Raw genomic sequence first — 13,966 nt, 5'->3', positions numbered from 1 at the left:
CCTTCGACGTCGGGTTTCCAGATCAGCGAAAGCTTTACCTGCTCCGTCCAGCTGTCGAGTTGTTCAGGCTCGACCAGGCGGCGTTCCAACAGATACGCGGTCAGTCCTTGCAGCTTGGTCATAGCAGCGCCGCCGTTATACGGCCACGGCCTTGCAGAACCCGGATGGCTTGCTGGCTGAACTCAAGAAACGTTTCCTTGCGCTCGGGGGCTTCCTTGCCCAAGTTCTCGGCACTTTCGCGACGGATGATAGAGGCGAACTCCGGCAGCAAGTTGGCCTTCGCACGGCAATACACGGCGCGTTTGTACGTCTCAGCTTGATAGGTGCGCTCCGGCAGGACGGTGGTGTCTGCAGACTCAACGCGTGACACTCCAGCGCCCTGCCAGCGCGCTTTTAACTTGGCGAGGTCCCTGTTGACCTCGGTCATGGCCGTAGCCAGGTTGATGACCAGCATCTCTACCAGGTGCTCCGCCGGCAGGCGGTAACCCTTCTGAAACTCGGTCACGGAGAGGTCCGGCCAAAAGCCGTCGTTCTCGATCGCTTGTTCCACAAAGGTGGTGGGTTTCCCGGAAAAGCTCATTGCTGGCCGCTCGAATAGGGCGGGGAGCCTGTTTTCAGTGGGACGGTCCATAAATGGGCGGCTCACTTCCACAGGTCCCCGCTGGGGGGGTAGTCGGTTATTCGGAAGCCGGGTTAGCGGCCGCTTGTTTTTCCAAGGCCTTGCGGACCTTTTTGATGCGGGTGTCGTTGCCGGCTTTCGGGTACAGCTCGGTGGAGCGTTCCAAATGCTTGAGCGCGATTTCCCACTGCTCAGCCTCCATAGCGCGCATGCCGATCAACTTGTGGTATTTGCTAGGGATCTGCTCAGGCAGGTCCCATTCACCGTCAACGCGGGGCAACAGGTCGGACAGGTAAGGCTCAGGACTGCGGCCCGCGTTGTATTCGTCGTACGCCCAATCGGCGATTGCATCCGCAACAAAGGTCTGGATGTCTCGGCGATTGAATCGCTCCGGCATCTTTTGGCCCTGCTCCATCAGAAAATCGGCAAGCTCCAGTGCGTCTTCGAACTGGGCGGTATCGAACAGCCACACCATCACCTGCACCGCAACGCGATTGGTGAAGTTCAGTCCCGACTCGCAGTAGCGCTGCACGTATTCCTGGTACTTGGGCAGCAGCTCGTCGCGCTTGAGCAATTGGCGTCCTGCCAAAGCTCCCTTCATCGCGCTCAGGCGCGCCAGATCCTGATCCAACGACGCTTCCTGCAGCATCAGGTTCTTGCGAGCATTAGCCGGACTGCTCAGCGCGTCGGCCGGGGTGTACGGCATTGCCGCGCTCGACTGCGCTGCCGCGACAGCGGTCACGCCCATGGCCAAGGTGCGGCGCTTGTGCGCCAGGGCCAGGCTCACGCCAGCAGCTCCACGTTCTCGGTCAGCGCGATCTTTTCCAACTGCTCGATCACGTAACCTTCGTTGCGGCTGTTGTAGTCCTCGACGCGGGAGCGCTTCGGGTTGTCGACGGCCTGCTTGCGCCAGCTGGAGTCCTGGAAGTAGATCGACAGGTTGTCCCAGCTGGTGACCAACACGGCATTGACCGGGAAGTTCGGCACGCTGAACGAAGGCAGACCGCCGTAAGTCGCGATGACCTGCAGGTTTTCGATGCGCTCTTTTTCGGTCGGGGTGTCGCCCTGTTTGGTGTACAGCTTGGCCTTGTCAGCCGCCAACAGATCGGAACCGATGATCGCCACCAGGTCGCCGTCTTCGCGCAGGATCTCGTCGACCATCTGCTTGGTGTCGTGCACCAGGGCATCGAGGTTGGCGTAGTCGCCACCGGCGCCGAGTGTCACCTTGCCTGCAGCAGCGCCTTCCTTGAGCACCTGCTGCGGGGCTTGCTCACGCAGTTGTTGCAGCCAGCCCTTGTTCACGTCCTGCAGCTTTGGATTCGCAGCCAGATCGGTTTGAGTTGCCGCGTGCGTACCGTGGAAGCCGATCACGATGCGGTCCTGGGCGATACGCTTCTGCACCGCGCCTGAATAGCGATCCTGGAAGTCCGGAAACTTCGCCCAGGCGTCGATCTTCGCGTATGGCAAACCTACGTCGGACTGCGTGTCGCTCAGTTCGTAGGTGGTGTTTTCCAGCGCCGAAGCATCCTTGGCCTCGCGATCGGTGGTCTTGGTGTTGGTGCGGCCGGTCACTGGACCGTTGACACCAATGAACACTTTTTCGCCTTTGATCTCGCTGACCGGAACGACGTTGATGCGCTCCAGGAAATCGGCCTTGGCGGTGATCGAATCGTTCAGCTCTTGCGCGATCGACGGTTCAACGCTGAAAGACTTGCTGGCGCGCTCAACACCGTAGGTTTCGGCGATCGCTTCCTGCAGCGCGGCATATTGCTTGGCGCCCTTGGCGCTCAATGGCTGACCCATGTCAGAGCACCCGCTTTTTGGCAGTGGTCACTGGACCGGGGTTGCGTGGCAGCTGGCGGCCGGTCGGGGTGTTCTGCAGCGCAGAGAATTGCTTCTGCAATGCTGCCATGCTGGCGAGCAGGGCTTTGTTCGTGGCGCCGCCCTTGCGGCCGAACTCACGCTCCTCTTCGGCAGTGGTCACGATGCCGTCGACCGCCGCTTGCACGTCATCGATCGGTGCGGCTTCAGGCTCAGGAGCCTCTTCCGCGACGGGCTCAATCACAGCCTGAATGCCAGCAGCGACAATCAGCAATTGAGCCAGCAGGGCTTTAAGGGCCGTTGCTGTAGCTTCATCCATTGGGGGTTTGCTCTCGGTTGGGGTGGTGGGTTCGGCGGGCGGGGCGTCCGCTGCAAAGCGCTTGAACAGGCCGGTGAGCAAGCCAATCAGCTTGCCCACTTCGCCCTGGGGTTCCTCTTCAAAGGAACCCAATTCCACGGACGCGGCGTAGAAAGCGTCCTTGTGGGTTTTCTTCGAAAAATAGAGTTCCTGCGTGCCCAGGCTGGCGGGTTCATCAGTCACGCCCAGGCCGGTCAGGTACGCTTTGCCACTGCCGGCGAAGTTCGGGGTGATCTCGATGCTGGTGAACAGCTTCTGGCCCTGGTCATTCAGGTACAGCAGTCGATCGTTGGGCTTGAGCTGGGCTTCCAGGGCAATTTGCCCCTCTTCCAGATCGTCGCCCTCTTCCACCAGACGCACGGCGTAAACAGTGCCGTGGGAACCACTCCAGCGCTCGTGGTCACACCAAATCACAGCCGTGTACTTGGACGGCTTGTAGGTTTCGGCGATATCGCGCAGTTCCTGGGGAAGGATCTCGCGACCATCGGCGGTGGTGCCGCTGGTGGCGACACGTTTCCAGAACGAAACAAGGGAACGGGGCATGGGCGATAACTGCGCTCAATCGGTGATTTGAGCCGCCAAGATATGGAGCGAATCGCTCTCTAACAAACGGTTCAATTGCGCGTTTCTCCTAGATTCGAAAACTAGGAGGATCACGGAATTTAACACCGCGTTTTCACCGTTTTCGCCGCATAGACTGCGGCCCATGTACTACTCGACCGAAGTTAAAGAAGCCGCCAAACGCCTGTTTCTGCGCCGCTGTAAGGCCAAGGAAATTCAGGCGCAACTCAACCTGCCCAACATCCGGATCGTCTATTACTGGATCCGCCAGGGTGGTTGGGAGGACATGCTGTCGGACGAGGAACCGCTGACTGCTGTTGGCCGGCGTATCACCTTGTTGCTGGATAAGGTCGGCAGCCTTTCCAAGGACGATCTAAACGAACTCGACCGGCTGACCGTCGTGCGCGAACGACTGCTAAAGCAAGCGGCCAAACCGGCACCGGCGGCGGCATCGATCGGAGACGATGCGGGCGATGCCTCGGAACCTCGCCAGCGGCCGCGTGGCGAACGTTCCGGCCGTGGTGAAGGCAGCGGCAAGAAGAAAGAGAAGAAGGCCAAGAACGACATCAGCGGTCTGACCGAAGTCGACTTCCTGGATAAGTTCATCAGCAAAATGTACCGCTACCAGCAGGAGCTGTTCGCGGCCAAGCAAAACCCGCTGACTTGCCGAATCCGCAACATCCTCAAGAGTCGGCAGGTGGGCCTGACCTACTACTTCGCCGGCGAAGCGTTCATGGACGCGGTATTGAGTGGCGACAACCAGGTCTTTCTGTCGGCCAGCCGATCGCAGTCCGAGATCTTCCGCAGTTACATCATCCAGTTCGCCAAGCAGTGGTTCGACATTGAGCTGACCGGCAACCCGATCGTGCTGAGCAACGGCGCCGAACTGCGCTTTCTCAGCACCAACAGCAGCACCGCCCAGGGCTACCACGGTCACGTCTACGTCGACGAATATTTCTGGATCCGCGACTTCGAAAAACTCAGCACCGTGGCCAGCGCCATGGGCACCCACAAAAAATGGCGAAAGACGTATTTCTCGACGCCCAGCGCAGTGTCGCATCAGGCCTACCCGTTCTGGACCGGTGAAGAGTTCCGCAACAGCAAGCGCGGGAAAAAAGCCGGCGGCACCTGGCCGATCGAGGCGACATACACCCAAGGTGCGTTGTGTCCGGACGGCCAATGGCGCAAGACCATTACGATTCAGGATGCGATCGACGGCGGCTGCGATCTGTTCGACCTCGAGCAGCTGCAGCTGGAGTACGACGAAGACAAGTTTCAGCAGCTCTTCTACTGCAAGTTCATCGACAGCACGCAGAGCGCGTTCGGCCTTAAGGATCTGGAGCGCTGCTACTCCGACCTATCGTTGTGGGAGGACTACAAGCCCGACGAGGAGCGACCGTTCGGCAACAGCCCGGTCTGGCTGGGTTACGACCCGAGCCGGACTCGCGACGATGCAACATGCGTTGTCATCGCCCCGCCGCTTGAGCCTGGCGCGAAGTTCCGGATCTTGGAGAAGCACAGCTGGCGTGGTCACTCGTTCACCTACCAGGCCGCACAGGTCAAGAAGCTGACCGAGCGTTTCAACGTCCAGCACATCGGCATCGATGTCACCGGCGTGGGTTACGGCGTGTTCGACCTTGTGCGCGACTTCTACGCCAAAGCGACACCGATTCATTACAGCCTCGAGGCGAAAAACGCCCTGGTGCTCAAAGCCCAGGACACGATCCAAGGCAGCCGCATCGAATGGGATGCCGGATGGACCGACATCGCCCAGGCGTTCCTGACCATCAAGCGCGGCACCACCAACAGCGGCCAAGTCACCTATAGCGCTTCGCGCACCGACGCGACCGGCCACGCCGATATCGCGTGGGCGGTCATGCACGCCCTGGCCAACGAACCTTTGAACACCAACAAGCGGCGTCGTAGCCGCTACGTCACGAGTGGAAACAATGCCCAAGCATCGACGCAGAAATCGCCCGGTCAACCAGCAGGCGCAACAGCAACAGCCCATGCGGGCGTTTACGTTCGGCGAACCCGAGCAGGTGCTGTCGGGCAACATCGGCGAGTACCTGGGCATATTTCTCAGCGACGACGGCGAGATCTACAAGCCGCCAGTGTCGCGGCCGGGCCTGGCCAAACTGTTACGCGCCAACGCGCACCACGGCGCAATCCCGAAGTTCAAGCGCAACCTGCTGCTGCGTGAGCTGATCCCCTCGGCAGGCTGCAGCGCTCGAACAATGGGCTGCGCGGGGCTGGATTACATGGTGTTTGGCGAAGCGTTCTTCTACCGCGACACCAACGCCTTCGGCCAAGTCCTCGAGCTGCAGCACCTGGCAGCGATCAACATGCGAATCAAGGTCGACGGTGGCTTCCGGATGCTGCTGCCCGACAACAAGTTCATGGACTTTGACCAGGAAGAGATTGAGCACGTGCTCGACTATGACGTGGAACAGAACATCTACGGAGTGCCGGACTACCTGGGCGGCATGCAGGCGCTGCTGCTCAACGAAGCGGCCACCCTCTTCCGCCGGCGCTACTACAGCAACGGCGCCCACGCGGGTTACATCTTCTACACCAACGACCCGGACCTGACCGAGGAGGACGAAGACAGCCTGCGGGCGCAGATCAGCTCCAGCAAGGGCGTGGGCAACTTCCGATCGATGTTCGTCAACATCCCGAACGGCAAAGAGAACGCGATCCAGATCATCCCCGTGGGCGACTTCCAAGCCAAAGACGAGCTGGAGAAGGTGAAGAACATCACCCGCAACGACGTGATTGCAGCCTGGCGGATGAACCCCGCGCTCGCCGGCATCATTCCCGAAAACAGCGGTGGTTTTGGCGACATCGAAAAGATTGACCGGGTCTACACCAGCAACGAAATCAGGCCGATCTGCCAGCTGTTCAACCAAATCAACGACACCTTGAGGCCAGATAGGCGAATCAACTGGATAGACCCGAAAACCACAGATGATTCCACTGCATCAGTTGCCTAGCTAAGAGATTGCCACTACGCATTATGGCAAACTGATAGCGATTGGCTTCCCTGGGGAGGGACACAATGAGAGTTGAATGTAAATGCGGACACAGAGGGCGGATCGCTTCGCGGGAGAAGCTATCGACGGAGTTTGCGAAGTTGTACTGCCAGTGCCTGGACGCAAAATGCGGGCACACATGGGTCGCGAATCTAACGTTCTCGCACACGTTGAGCCCGTCCGCCCAGTCTTTCGAAAGGATGTTGTTCGACCATTTGCGGGATATGCCCAGGGCGAAACAGCGGGAGCTGTTCGAGCAGCTGGGATCGCAGGCGGTGGCGTAAGGGCAAACCGCCAACGCTGAATGCGTCGGCGATCAATCACCCTATTAGCGCGGTCAACCTATTCAAAATCCACTAAGAGCGTCATCAGGAATTGATGCGAGCGCCTCGGTAAGGCGTCGTAATTGCTTTCGATCTTCCTCGCTCAACTGTCGATACAGCGCCACCAGGCGCTGTTCAATACTAGAAAGCGCGTGCCATTCGGACGGCACAACTTGTACATAAGTTTGATCGACATTTGCCCGATCCAACATTCTCACTACTCCATAAAGTGAATTGCTGAATCGAAGTTATCGGAAGGTTCGAAGCTTTCAAGCGCTGGGGAAAGAACGACTTATACGGGGTGTTTCAACCCAAATTTGAGCTTTTTGCAACGTCATCAGCGATTGCTTGAAGGAAGCGACGAACAGATTTTTTGTCATCGGGGGGAAGGGTGCGATATCGGCCCACCAATACCTTTTCATCCTCGCTCAGTTCTCCGACCTGAGCCTCTGTGCGAACCCCTGTAACAACGTAAAGAATATCAAGACCAACGGCATGCAGAGCGCGGAGATAGCCAGTATCAGGGCGTCGTTCGTTCCGCTCATAGCTGCCTTGGGTGTTTCTAGTAACGCCGCCAATCTGGGCCATTTCCTCTTGTTTCAACCCCAAACGGTTTCTTTCTTCGCGCAGGAAATCACCCGCGCTTACATCCGAGAATTCACCCAAAGACAATTTTTTCAAACTTTAGCCCCTTTACAGGACAAATAAACTGGTCATAATCGGCGTCGCACAAACACCAATCCACACGAACGCACACGAGCGAACACTATGCCCGCCACCCTTACAACCGAGCAAGCCCGGGAGGCTCTGGATCGAAAAGGAATGAGTATCGCCGAGTTCAGCCGTCTACACGCCTTGAATAAGAATTTGGTCAGCGACCTTTTGAACGGTCGTAAAAAAGGTCGCCGAGGGGAGGCACATCGCGCCGCCGTTCTGCTCGGCATCAAAGACGGCGTAATTGAACAGTAGTACCGGCGTTCAACAGGGAAAAGTAGAAGATGAAAAGCCCGATCCTAGATACCCGCAAAGAAGTTATGAGCGAGATCATTCGCAGCTATACCGGCGGACGCGAAGCCGCCGCTGCACGCTTGGGACTGAAGCTCAAAAAGTTCGACAACCATGCCTACGAAAACGCCGGCTGCAGTCCTCTCAGTGACTCTCAAGTTTTCATGCTCGAGCAAGACTGTGGAACCCACCACTTCCCCAACTACGTCGCATCAATGTACGGCGGGTTGTTCGTGCCAGTAGCTGATCCTGAAACTCTGGATAACGTAGAGCTTTACGCTCGCTCGCTGCAGGTCGCAGCAAAGCGAGGTTGCGTAGACCAGGCGATCGCCAAGGCGTTGGAAGACGGTTCAATTAGCGAACAAGAAGCCGAGCTGATTCTGGACGCTCACAACCTCCATGTTGCGGCACGGCATGCCGAAGTGCTTGCTGCAATTGCTCTTTACCGCGCAGGGAAATCTCAATGAACAATCCGCCTGCAGTACAGGAATATCAGGACATGCTCAAAGCTGCGGCGTCGGTGTTTCTTGAACGGCACCGGTGCGAACACCTGAGCGACGATCAGCAACTGATCAATCGAGCTGTGCAGCACTTGGTTGCAGACTTCGACGTACTGACTCCGACAGCCGAAAAAATTGTTCACCTGGCCTACAGCGATTTGTCTGTAGCCAGCGATCGGCAGCGCCTCGATGTCATGACCAGCACACCGACCCACACAGTTATCACTGACACAGGCACCGGTGAGGTTTGGGCCATTCCCGTCAGCCTAATTTACGAACGCATCCTCAGCGCACCGGACAACGGGCGTTTCCGCGTCACCACTCTGTAACACCTAACCAATAAATCCCCGATCCCCCATGCCCGTGGGTTTGGGTGAGCTGCGTCCGAAATTGAGGTTTGACGATGGAAAACGCCATGAACATCAACACGAAACTGACGCCCGACCAGGCTAAAGCGCTCTTGGCCAACCTGCGAGAACAGTACCGTTTCAGCCTCAATGATCTTTGGTACGCAGACCAATACCGCCTAATCCCCGATGGCCTCCGCCACGGATCGATCCTTGCCAACAGCCCGGTGATGGCCGCCCAGAAAAGTCTGATCGGCGCCCTCACTCACAGCCTTAGCCTCAGCCTCAAAGCAGCGAAGAAATAATCATGATGATGAAAGACGACCTCAGAGATACGGTCATCGAACGCCTGCAATTCGATTTCGACCTGAAACTTCGCGCCGGCACGAAATACATGCGGGGGGGCACCTGTCCCAAGTGTAAAAAGAAAGAACTCTACGCTCGATACGACAACCCCTGGCAGATCCGCTGCGGTCGCCCTGAACGCTGCGGTCACATCGAGCATGTCAAAAATCTGTACGAAGATCTTTTCGAGGACTGGAGCAAGCGTGCGCCGGCGACAGACAACGATCCAACCGTGACAGCTCGGGCGTACCTTGAGTTCGCCCGGGGCTTTGACGTTGGGTCACTGACCGGTTGGTTCACGCAAGAAAACTACGTCAATCACGAGACAGGGCATTCCAGCGCAACGATCCGTTTTCCGCTGCCGAACGAGGGGTATTGGGAACGTTTGATCGATCGCCCATCCCGCTTCGGCAAAATGAAGGCTCGGTTCAAACCCAAATATAGCGCCCTCGGTTACTGGTGGTGCCCGCCCTCCGTCGACCTGGCCACCGTAGAAGAGCTATGGATTGTCGAAGGGATCTTTGACGCCATCGCTCTCCTGCAGAACGGCATCCCGGCAGTCTCTGCAATGTCGAGCGTCAGTTACCCCGCTCACGCGCTGGAGCAACTGGCAGAGCAACGTAAAGGCAACCTGCCTCGACTGGTCTGGGCTTTGGATAACGAACCGACGGCGCGCGGCTACCTACAGCGTTGGGCGAAGTTGTCTCGCGAGCTGGGCTATAGCTGCAGTGCAGCGCTGATACCACAACGCCGCCGGCATAAGCTCGACTGGAACGACCTGCATCAACGTTGGGGCTTTGAAGACTCCGACAAGCGCGAACAACGACGTCAGCGCGACCTCCAAATTGCGCGCCACGAAGGTGATTTGCTTCTGGCGGCTTCACCCCGTGAGAAAGCGATCTTGATGTACACCTGGGAAGACGCAACGTCGGAATTCCATTTCGATTTCGCCGACCGTATGTATTGGGCAAAATTTGACCTGTCCAAGCTGGAAGATGAACAACGCGCCCTTATCAACAGTGACGATCACGACGACCAACTGTTGAACGATCGCCAAGCACGGCACAAGGTTCTGGAGTCTGTCTGCGCGCTGAAACAGATTGCCAACTGCAAATTTGAGGCGCTTTACAAGCAAGTGAACGACGTCACCGGTGACGCCTGGTTCTATTTTCAGGTTGAGACCCCGAGTGACAACGCACCTGAAAAATTTACGTTCACCCCCAAACAAATTTCGTCGAGCAGTGAATTCAAGGCGCGCTTGATGTTCGCCGGCGCGACCTGGCTTGGCACACAAAAATACCTAGACCAGATCGTCATCCGCCAGACGGAAGGGCTGCAAACGGTCGAAACTATCGATTACATCGGGTACAGCAAAGAGCATAAGGCCTACATCTTTAACGATATCGCCATCCAAGGTGGGAACGTCTACAAGGCCAACGAAGAAGACTACTTCGAATTCGGTCAGTCACGGGTCAAATGCCTGATGAAGTCCATCAAGATTGCCATGGCGCCCACCGCTAAGGCCTATCGCGATGACTGGCTACCGAAACTTTGGCTTTGCTTTGGCGAGAAGGGACTCGTTGCCCTGACCTACTGGTTTGGCTCGCTATTCGCCGAGCAGATCCGCGCCGACTACGAGAGCTTCCCGTTCCTGGAAATGTCGGGCGAGCCTGATTCCGGCAAAACGACCTTGATCAAATTTCTATGGAAACTGTTCGGGCGTCTCTATGAAGGCTTCGACCCTGCAAAGGGTTCCACCTCCGGCCGCAGCCGTGCAATGGGTCAGGTTTCCAACATTCCGCTGGTACTGCTCGAAGCAGACCGCAACACAGATGCCGATAACGCAAAATCGTTTGAATGGGATGAATTCAAGGACTACTACGGTGGGGGGCTGCTGCGCACCCGGGGCGTGAAGAACAACAGCAACGACACCTACGAACCGCCTTTCCGTGCGTCGATCGTTATTGCGCAGAACGCGGGCGTGTCCGGGCATGAAGCGATTCTGAGCCGGATCACCAAACTGTATTTCCCTAAGCCCAACATCACCGAAGACAGCCGTGCAGCTGCAGACTCGCTCGTTCAGACGCAAGTCGAAGACGTCAGCCACTTCATAGTCAAAGCGATGAAGGCAGAGTCGCAGGTCATGAAGCGCTTCGCCGAGGCATACCCAAAGTACCGGACCGAACTCTGGGCCAGCAAAAAGCTGACGTCGGATCGCATCATCCGTAATCACAGCATGCTGCTCGCCTTGTTCGACTGCATTCAATTGGTACTCCAACTGCCTGAACAGATGGTTCGAGAAACCCAGCAATACATCAAGGGCATGGCCAACGAACGGCAGGCGGCGATCACCACCGATCCGCAAGAGCTGAACGACTTCTGGCAGGTCTATGACTACCTGGAATCCCTCCCGGGCGCCCCGCTGGTCAACCACAGCAAGAACGCCGGCGTCATCGCGATCAACCTCAACCAGTTCGCAGAAGTCGCCCACGAACACCGTCAACGCATTCCGGACTTGGCCACGTTAAGACGAATGCTCAAAGACGGTCGCACCCACAAGTTGCTTGAGGCGAGTAAGCCCACCGAAAGCAGCATCAGGGCTGCTCTGCAGGCGCGGACTCCTCTGACCCCTATCCCGCAGACGGTTCGCTGCTGGCACTTCAAGGCGTGAGGGCAATGCCATGCAAATTCAAGTGATCAACAACCAAGAGCAAGACCACGCAACCGCCGAGATACACCGGCTGAAATTGGCCGAGTTCGGGTCTGGAAGTCGAACCATCTTCGCCGAAGCGTATGCGATTTGCGGGCTGGTAGATGCGTTAGAGGTTCGAGCCAACCGTGGCGAGCGAGAAATTCTCGTTTTGAACTGCACAGACGCGCAGATCCGGGGCGTTCTGGAATGGCAGTCCTGGGACGAAGAAGGGGAGTTTGAAAGTTTGGTGATTCACCTGGTGCGATCGGCTTAAACCGATCAACCCGGAAAGATGCCGGCAGCGCCGGTAAATGAAGGGTATCGAGGGATTGCGCTCCCTCGATACCCGCTACTGAGGGCAACACTATGCAAGCAAAGCACCAAAGCAGCGATCCGAAGGCTAACACATCGTGCGATCAAAGCGCCTTGGCCATACGCCACCTGATGACGATCCGAATCGTCGGTACTGCGATTTTTGAATACCAGGTGCAAAAAACCACTGATGCGCGCATTCGCCTGGAGTCGCTGGCCAGCATGGCCAAGGCGCAGGGCGATCTAACCGACGTTGAAGCGCTTGTTGTCGCAAACGTACTCGCAAATCACAACACCTCCACCCAGCAGCTGCAGGGCCAAAAGCATGTCTAAACCAAACAATCCTATTCGCACACGCCCAGCGCTGGCCAGCAAGCGGCTTGACCTGCCCAGCGTCTGCGACATTTGTGGCTTTGCTCGATCCATTCCCCGACATAACCGCTGTAGTAAGCAACGGCAGCAAAGTAAAACAGAGGAATGGGACAACTACATGGCTGAAAGAATGGCCGCGAGATTAGCGAAGGAGCGCCGCTATGTCCGCTGATTTGCCCATGGAATCGCCGGATCTACTCAGTTCAATACACGAACTGATTCGGCAATTGCAGCGCCCCGCCGTTGCGGCGGAGCATGAACTATGGACAGCCCAGGATATCGCCGCGTATCTAAAGCTATCCACCTACACGGTCGAGCGTCGGGTTGTAGTTCAACCTGGCTTCCCTACGAGCGTTCAACCTTGCGCCACTGGATTGAAAGCCGCGAAAAGATGGTTCGCGGTAGAGGTGATTACCTGGTTGCGGCAACATCGCGCCCGGTTGCCCGCGACGAGGCGAGCAAGGCAAACAGCGTGAATAAAAAAGCCTGCGTACTCCGCAGGCTTTTTTTATCCCAGACGCTGCGCCAGTTCTGACGCAGTGGCGTTGTAATAGATCATCAAAGACTTGAGATCCTTGTGGCCGGTAATACGCGCCAAATCCAGCACGTCGACCTTACGAGCGAGCCGCGTAATGGCTTCATGCCGAGTGTCGTGAAACGTCAGACCATCTATTCCCAGTTCGTCGCGAATCCTCCGGAACATAGCGTCCGCCGATCCTGACTCTAATCTGAACAGCCGATCACCAGCGCCCTTGCCCTTGTAAAGCGGCTCCAACAACTCTCCCGCACGTTTGCTCAGCGGAACATTCCGACTGGTGCCGTTCTTTGTCATTGGCAGATGGACGAAGCGCTCGCGCAGGTTCACCCATTTCGCGGTCAGACCCAGTATCTCGCCTTGCCTCATCGCGGTTTCGATCGCGATGAGAAACGCATATCCCAACTCCTGCAGAAGCGTCACCGGCGGCTCCCCCTCGACGTAGCCAAGTCGATTCAGCAGCGCGCTGATTTCGTTGGGAGCAACACGACGTTCGCGGGGCGCACCATTGCTTGGCCGTTTCGCATCACGGACAGGGTTGGCCAGGCAGGTTTTCCATTCACGTCTGGCGAGTTCAAAGACGGACGACAGAAGTGTCATTTCACGCCTAACGGTCGCGGTCTTCACCACCTTCAAACGTGCATCCCGCCATTGAGCGACCTGCTCGGACGTTATGCTATCCATCAACTCTCCGACCCACTCCAGTTCCCTGTCGAACTTATCAAGCCGTAGCTCTTCCCAGCGCTGGCCTGCCTTGGTTGGTGACACATCGCGCTTGTACCTACGCAGTGCCTCCGAAAGCGTCATAGAGACGCTTGTGCGAGACTTACCACTCTGCGCAATGATTTCAGCTTCACGAGCAGTTGCCCAAGCAACAGCCGCAGCTTTGGTATCGAACGTCTGGGAGTCACGAACACCTTGCTTCGCGACCTCAGCGCGCCACCCACCACTTCGTTTCCGGTACGAAGCCATTCCACCCTCCTGGCGTAAAAATGGCGTAAAGGCTACCACGCACTTGCACGAAACTGCCGCTCACTGTCTTCGCACGACACGGTCAATCACCAGCATAGCCGGGCATCGCAGGTGTTCGCCGCTTATGGTACGTTACTGTCGCATTCAGACCGTTGCCCCCTCGGGGCACCAA

Annotated in this window: 17 protein-coding genes; 10 read left to right on the top strand and 7 right to left on the bottom strand. The window is 57.2% G+C overall.

Annotation, left to right across the window (positions count from 1 at the left end):
- Positions 1 to 118 precede the first annotated feature (118 nt).
- From FGA82_RS26530 to FGA82_RS26515, 4 genes are all read right to left on the bottom strand, one after another.
- Positions 119 to 580, bottom strand: a complete 462-nt coding sequence (locus FGA82_RS26530) for a head completion/stabilization protein (protein WP_141129390.1) — start codon at positions 578 to 580, stop codon at positions 119 to 121.
- Positions 581 to 677: 97 nt separating this feature from the next.
- Positions 678 to 1,406, bottom strand: a complete 729-nt coding sequence (gpM, locus tag FGA82_RS26525; protein WP_141129388.1) for a phage terminase small subunit — start codon at positions 1,404 to 1,406, stop codon at positions 678 to 680.
- Entirely contained in the window at positions 1,403 to 2,422 is a 1,020-nt protein-coding gene (locus tag FGA82_RS26520) for a phage major capsid protein, P2 family (protein ID WP_141129387.1), read from the bottom strand. The genes gpM and FGA82_RS26520 overlap by 4 nt, the downstream gene beginning before the upstream one ends.
- Position 2,423: 1 nt before the next feature.
- Positions 2,424 to 3,341 carry a GPO family capsid scaffolding protein gene (locus tag FGA82_RS26515; protein ID WP_123533204.1) on the bottom strand — a complete coding sequence of 306 codons (918 nt, stop codon included), beginning with the start codon at positions 3,339 to 3,341 and terminating at the stop codon, positions 2,424 to 2,426.
- Between the two features lie 163 nt (positions 3,342 to 3,504).
- Between FGA82_RS26515 and FGA82_RS26510 the strand changes: the two genes are divergently transcribed.
- The 3 genes from FGA82_RS26510 to FGA82_RS26500 all read left to right on the top strand — a co-directional run bounded on the left by FGA82_RS26510 (position 3,505) and on the right by FGA82_RS26500 (position 6,675).
- Positions 3,505 to 5,562, top strand: a complete 2,058-nt coding sequence (locus tag FGA82_RS26510; RefSeq protein WP_141129386.1) for a terminase large subunit domain-containing protein — start codon at positions 3,505 to 3,507, stop codon at positions 5,560 to 5,562.
- Positions 5,474 to 6,352 carry a phage portal protein gene (locus FGA82_RS26505; RefSeq protein WP_141129389.1) on the top strand — a complete coding sequence of 293 codons (879 nt, stop codon included), beginning with the start codon at positions 5,474 to 5,476 and terminating at the stop codon, positions 6,350 to 6,352. Before FGA82_RS26510 ends, FGA82_RS26505 begins: the two co-directional genes overlap by 89 nt.
- Positions 6,353 to 6,417: 65 nt before the next feature.
- Positions 6,418 to 6,675 carry an ogr/Delta-like zinc finger family protein gene (locus FGA82_RS26500; RefSeq protein ID WP_008084736.1) on the top strand — a complete coding sequence of 86 codons (258 nt, stop codon included), beginning with the start codon at positions 6,418 to 6,420 and terminating at the stop codon, positions 6,673 to 6,675.
- Between the two features lie 62 nt (positions 6,676 to 6,737).
- On the opposite strand, the gene FGA82_RS26495 is transcribed toward FGA82_RS26500, so the two are convergent.
- Both FGA82_RS26495 and FGA82_RS26490 read right to left on the bottom strand, forming a co-directional pair.
- Positions 6,738 to 6,926, bottom strand: coding sequence for a hypothetical protein (locus FGA82_RS26495; RefSeq protein WP_141129385.1), 189 nt, complete (start codon positions 6,924 to 6,926; stop codon positions 6,738 to 6,740).
- Between the two features lie 94 nt (positions 6,927 to 7,020).
- Positions 7,021 to 7,395 carry a helix-turn-helix domain-containing protein gene (locus FGA82_RS26490; RefSeq protein ID WP_141129384.1) on the bottom strand — a complete coding sequence of 125 codons (375 nt, stop codon included), beginning with the start codon at positions 7,393 to 7,395 and terminating at the stop codon, positions 7,021 to 7,023.
- Between the two features lie 87 nt (positions 7,396 to 7,482).
- Between FGA82_RS26490 and FGA82_RS26485 the strand changes: the two genes are divergently transcribed.
- The 7 genes from FGA82_RS26485 to FGA82_RS26455 all read left to right on the top strand — a co-directional run bounded on the left by FGA82_RS26485 (position 7,483) and on the right by FGA82_RS26455 (position 12,248).
- On the top strand, positions 7,483 to 7,683 hold the full coding sequence (locus tag FGA82_RS26485; RefSeq protein WP_071173518.1) for a DNA-binding protein: 201 nt from the start codon (positions 7,483 to 7,485) through the stop codon (positions 7,681 to 7,683).
- Positions 7,684 to 7,712: 29 nt separating this feature from the next.
- The gene (locus FGA82_RS26480; RefSeq protein WP_141129383.1) at positions 7,713 to 8,186 is read left to right on the top strand and encodes a YmfL family putative regulatory protein; all 474 of its coding nucleotides are present in this window, start codon (positions 7,713 to 7,715) and stop codon (positions 8,184 to 8,186) included.
- Positions 8,183 to 8,548 (top strand): hypothetical protein, encoded by a 366-nt coding sequence (locus tag FGA82_RS26475; RefSeq protein WP_141129382.1) that lies wholly within the window; start codon positions 8,183 to 8,185, stop codon positions 8,546 to 8,548. Before FGA82_RS26480 ends, FGA82_RS26475 begins: the two co-directional genes overlap by 4 nt.
- 74 nt (positions 8,549 to 8,622) lie before the next feature.
- Positions 8,623 to 8,871 (top strand): hypothetical protein, encoded by a 249-nt coding sequence (locus tag FGA82_RS26470; protein ID WP_141129381.1) that lies wholly within the window; start codon positions 8,623 to 8,625, stop codon positions 8,869 to 8,871.
- An 8-nt stretch (positions 8,872 to 8,879) separates the two neighbouring features.
- A complete protein-coding gene (locus tag FGA82_RS26465; RefSeq protein WP_249384292.1) occupies positions 8,880 to 11,582 on the top strand; it encodes a toprim domain-containing protein in 2,703 nt (900 codons plus the stop codon).
- Positions 11,583 to 11,592: 10 nt separating this feature from the next.
- Positions 11,593 to 11,877: a hypothetical protein gene (locus FGA82_RS26460; RefSeq protein ID WP_141129379.1), complete on the top strand. Its 285-nt coding sequence runs from the start codon at positions 11,593 to 11,595 to the stop codon at positions 11,875 to 11,877.
- Between the two features lie 92 nt (positions 11,878 to 11,969).
- Positions 11,970 to 12,248 carry a hypothetical protein gene (locus FGA82_RS26455; RefSeq protein ID WP_141129378.1) on the top strand — a complete coding sequence of 93 codons (279 nt, stop codon included), beginning with the start codon at positions 11,970 to 11,972 and terminating at the stop codon, positions 12,246 to 12,248.
- Between the two features lie 547 nt (positions 12,249 to 12,795).
- Here the strand turns inward: FGA82_RS26455 and FGA82_RS26440 are convergent.
- Positions 12,796 to 13,794 (bottom strand): tyrosine-type recombinase/integrase, encoded by a 999-nt coding sequence (locus tag FGA82_RS26440; RefSeq protein ID WP_141129375.1) that lies wholly within the window; start codon positions 13,792 to 13,794, stop codon positions 12,796 to 12,798.
- Between the last annotated feature and the right edge of the window lie 172 nt (positions 13,795 to 13,966).

Source organism: Pseudomonas fluorescens, from assembly GCF_005938625.1.
In the GTDB taxonomy this organism is placed as follows: domain Bacteria; phylum Pseudomonadota; class Gammaproteobacteria; order Pseudomonadales; family Pseudomonadaceae; genus Aquipseudomonas; species Aquipseudomonas fluorescens_BD.
The sequence above is the reverse complement of the archived record's forward strand: the minus strand, read 5'-3'. Positions and strand labels throughout refer to the sequence as shown.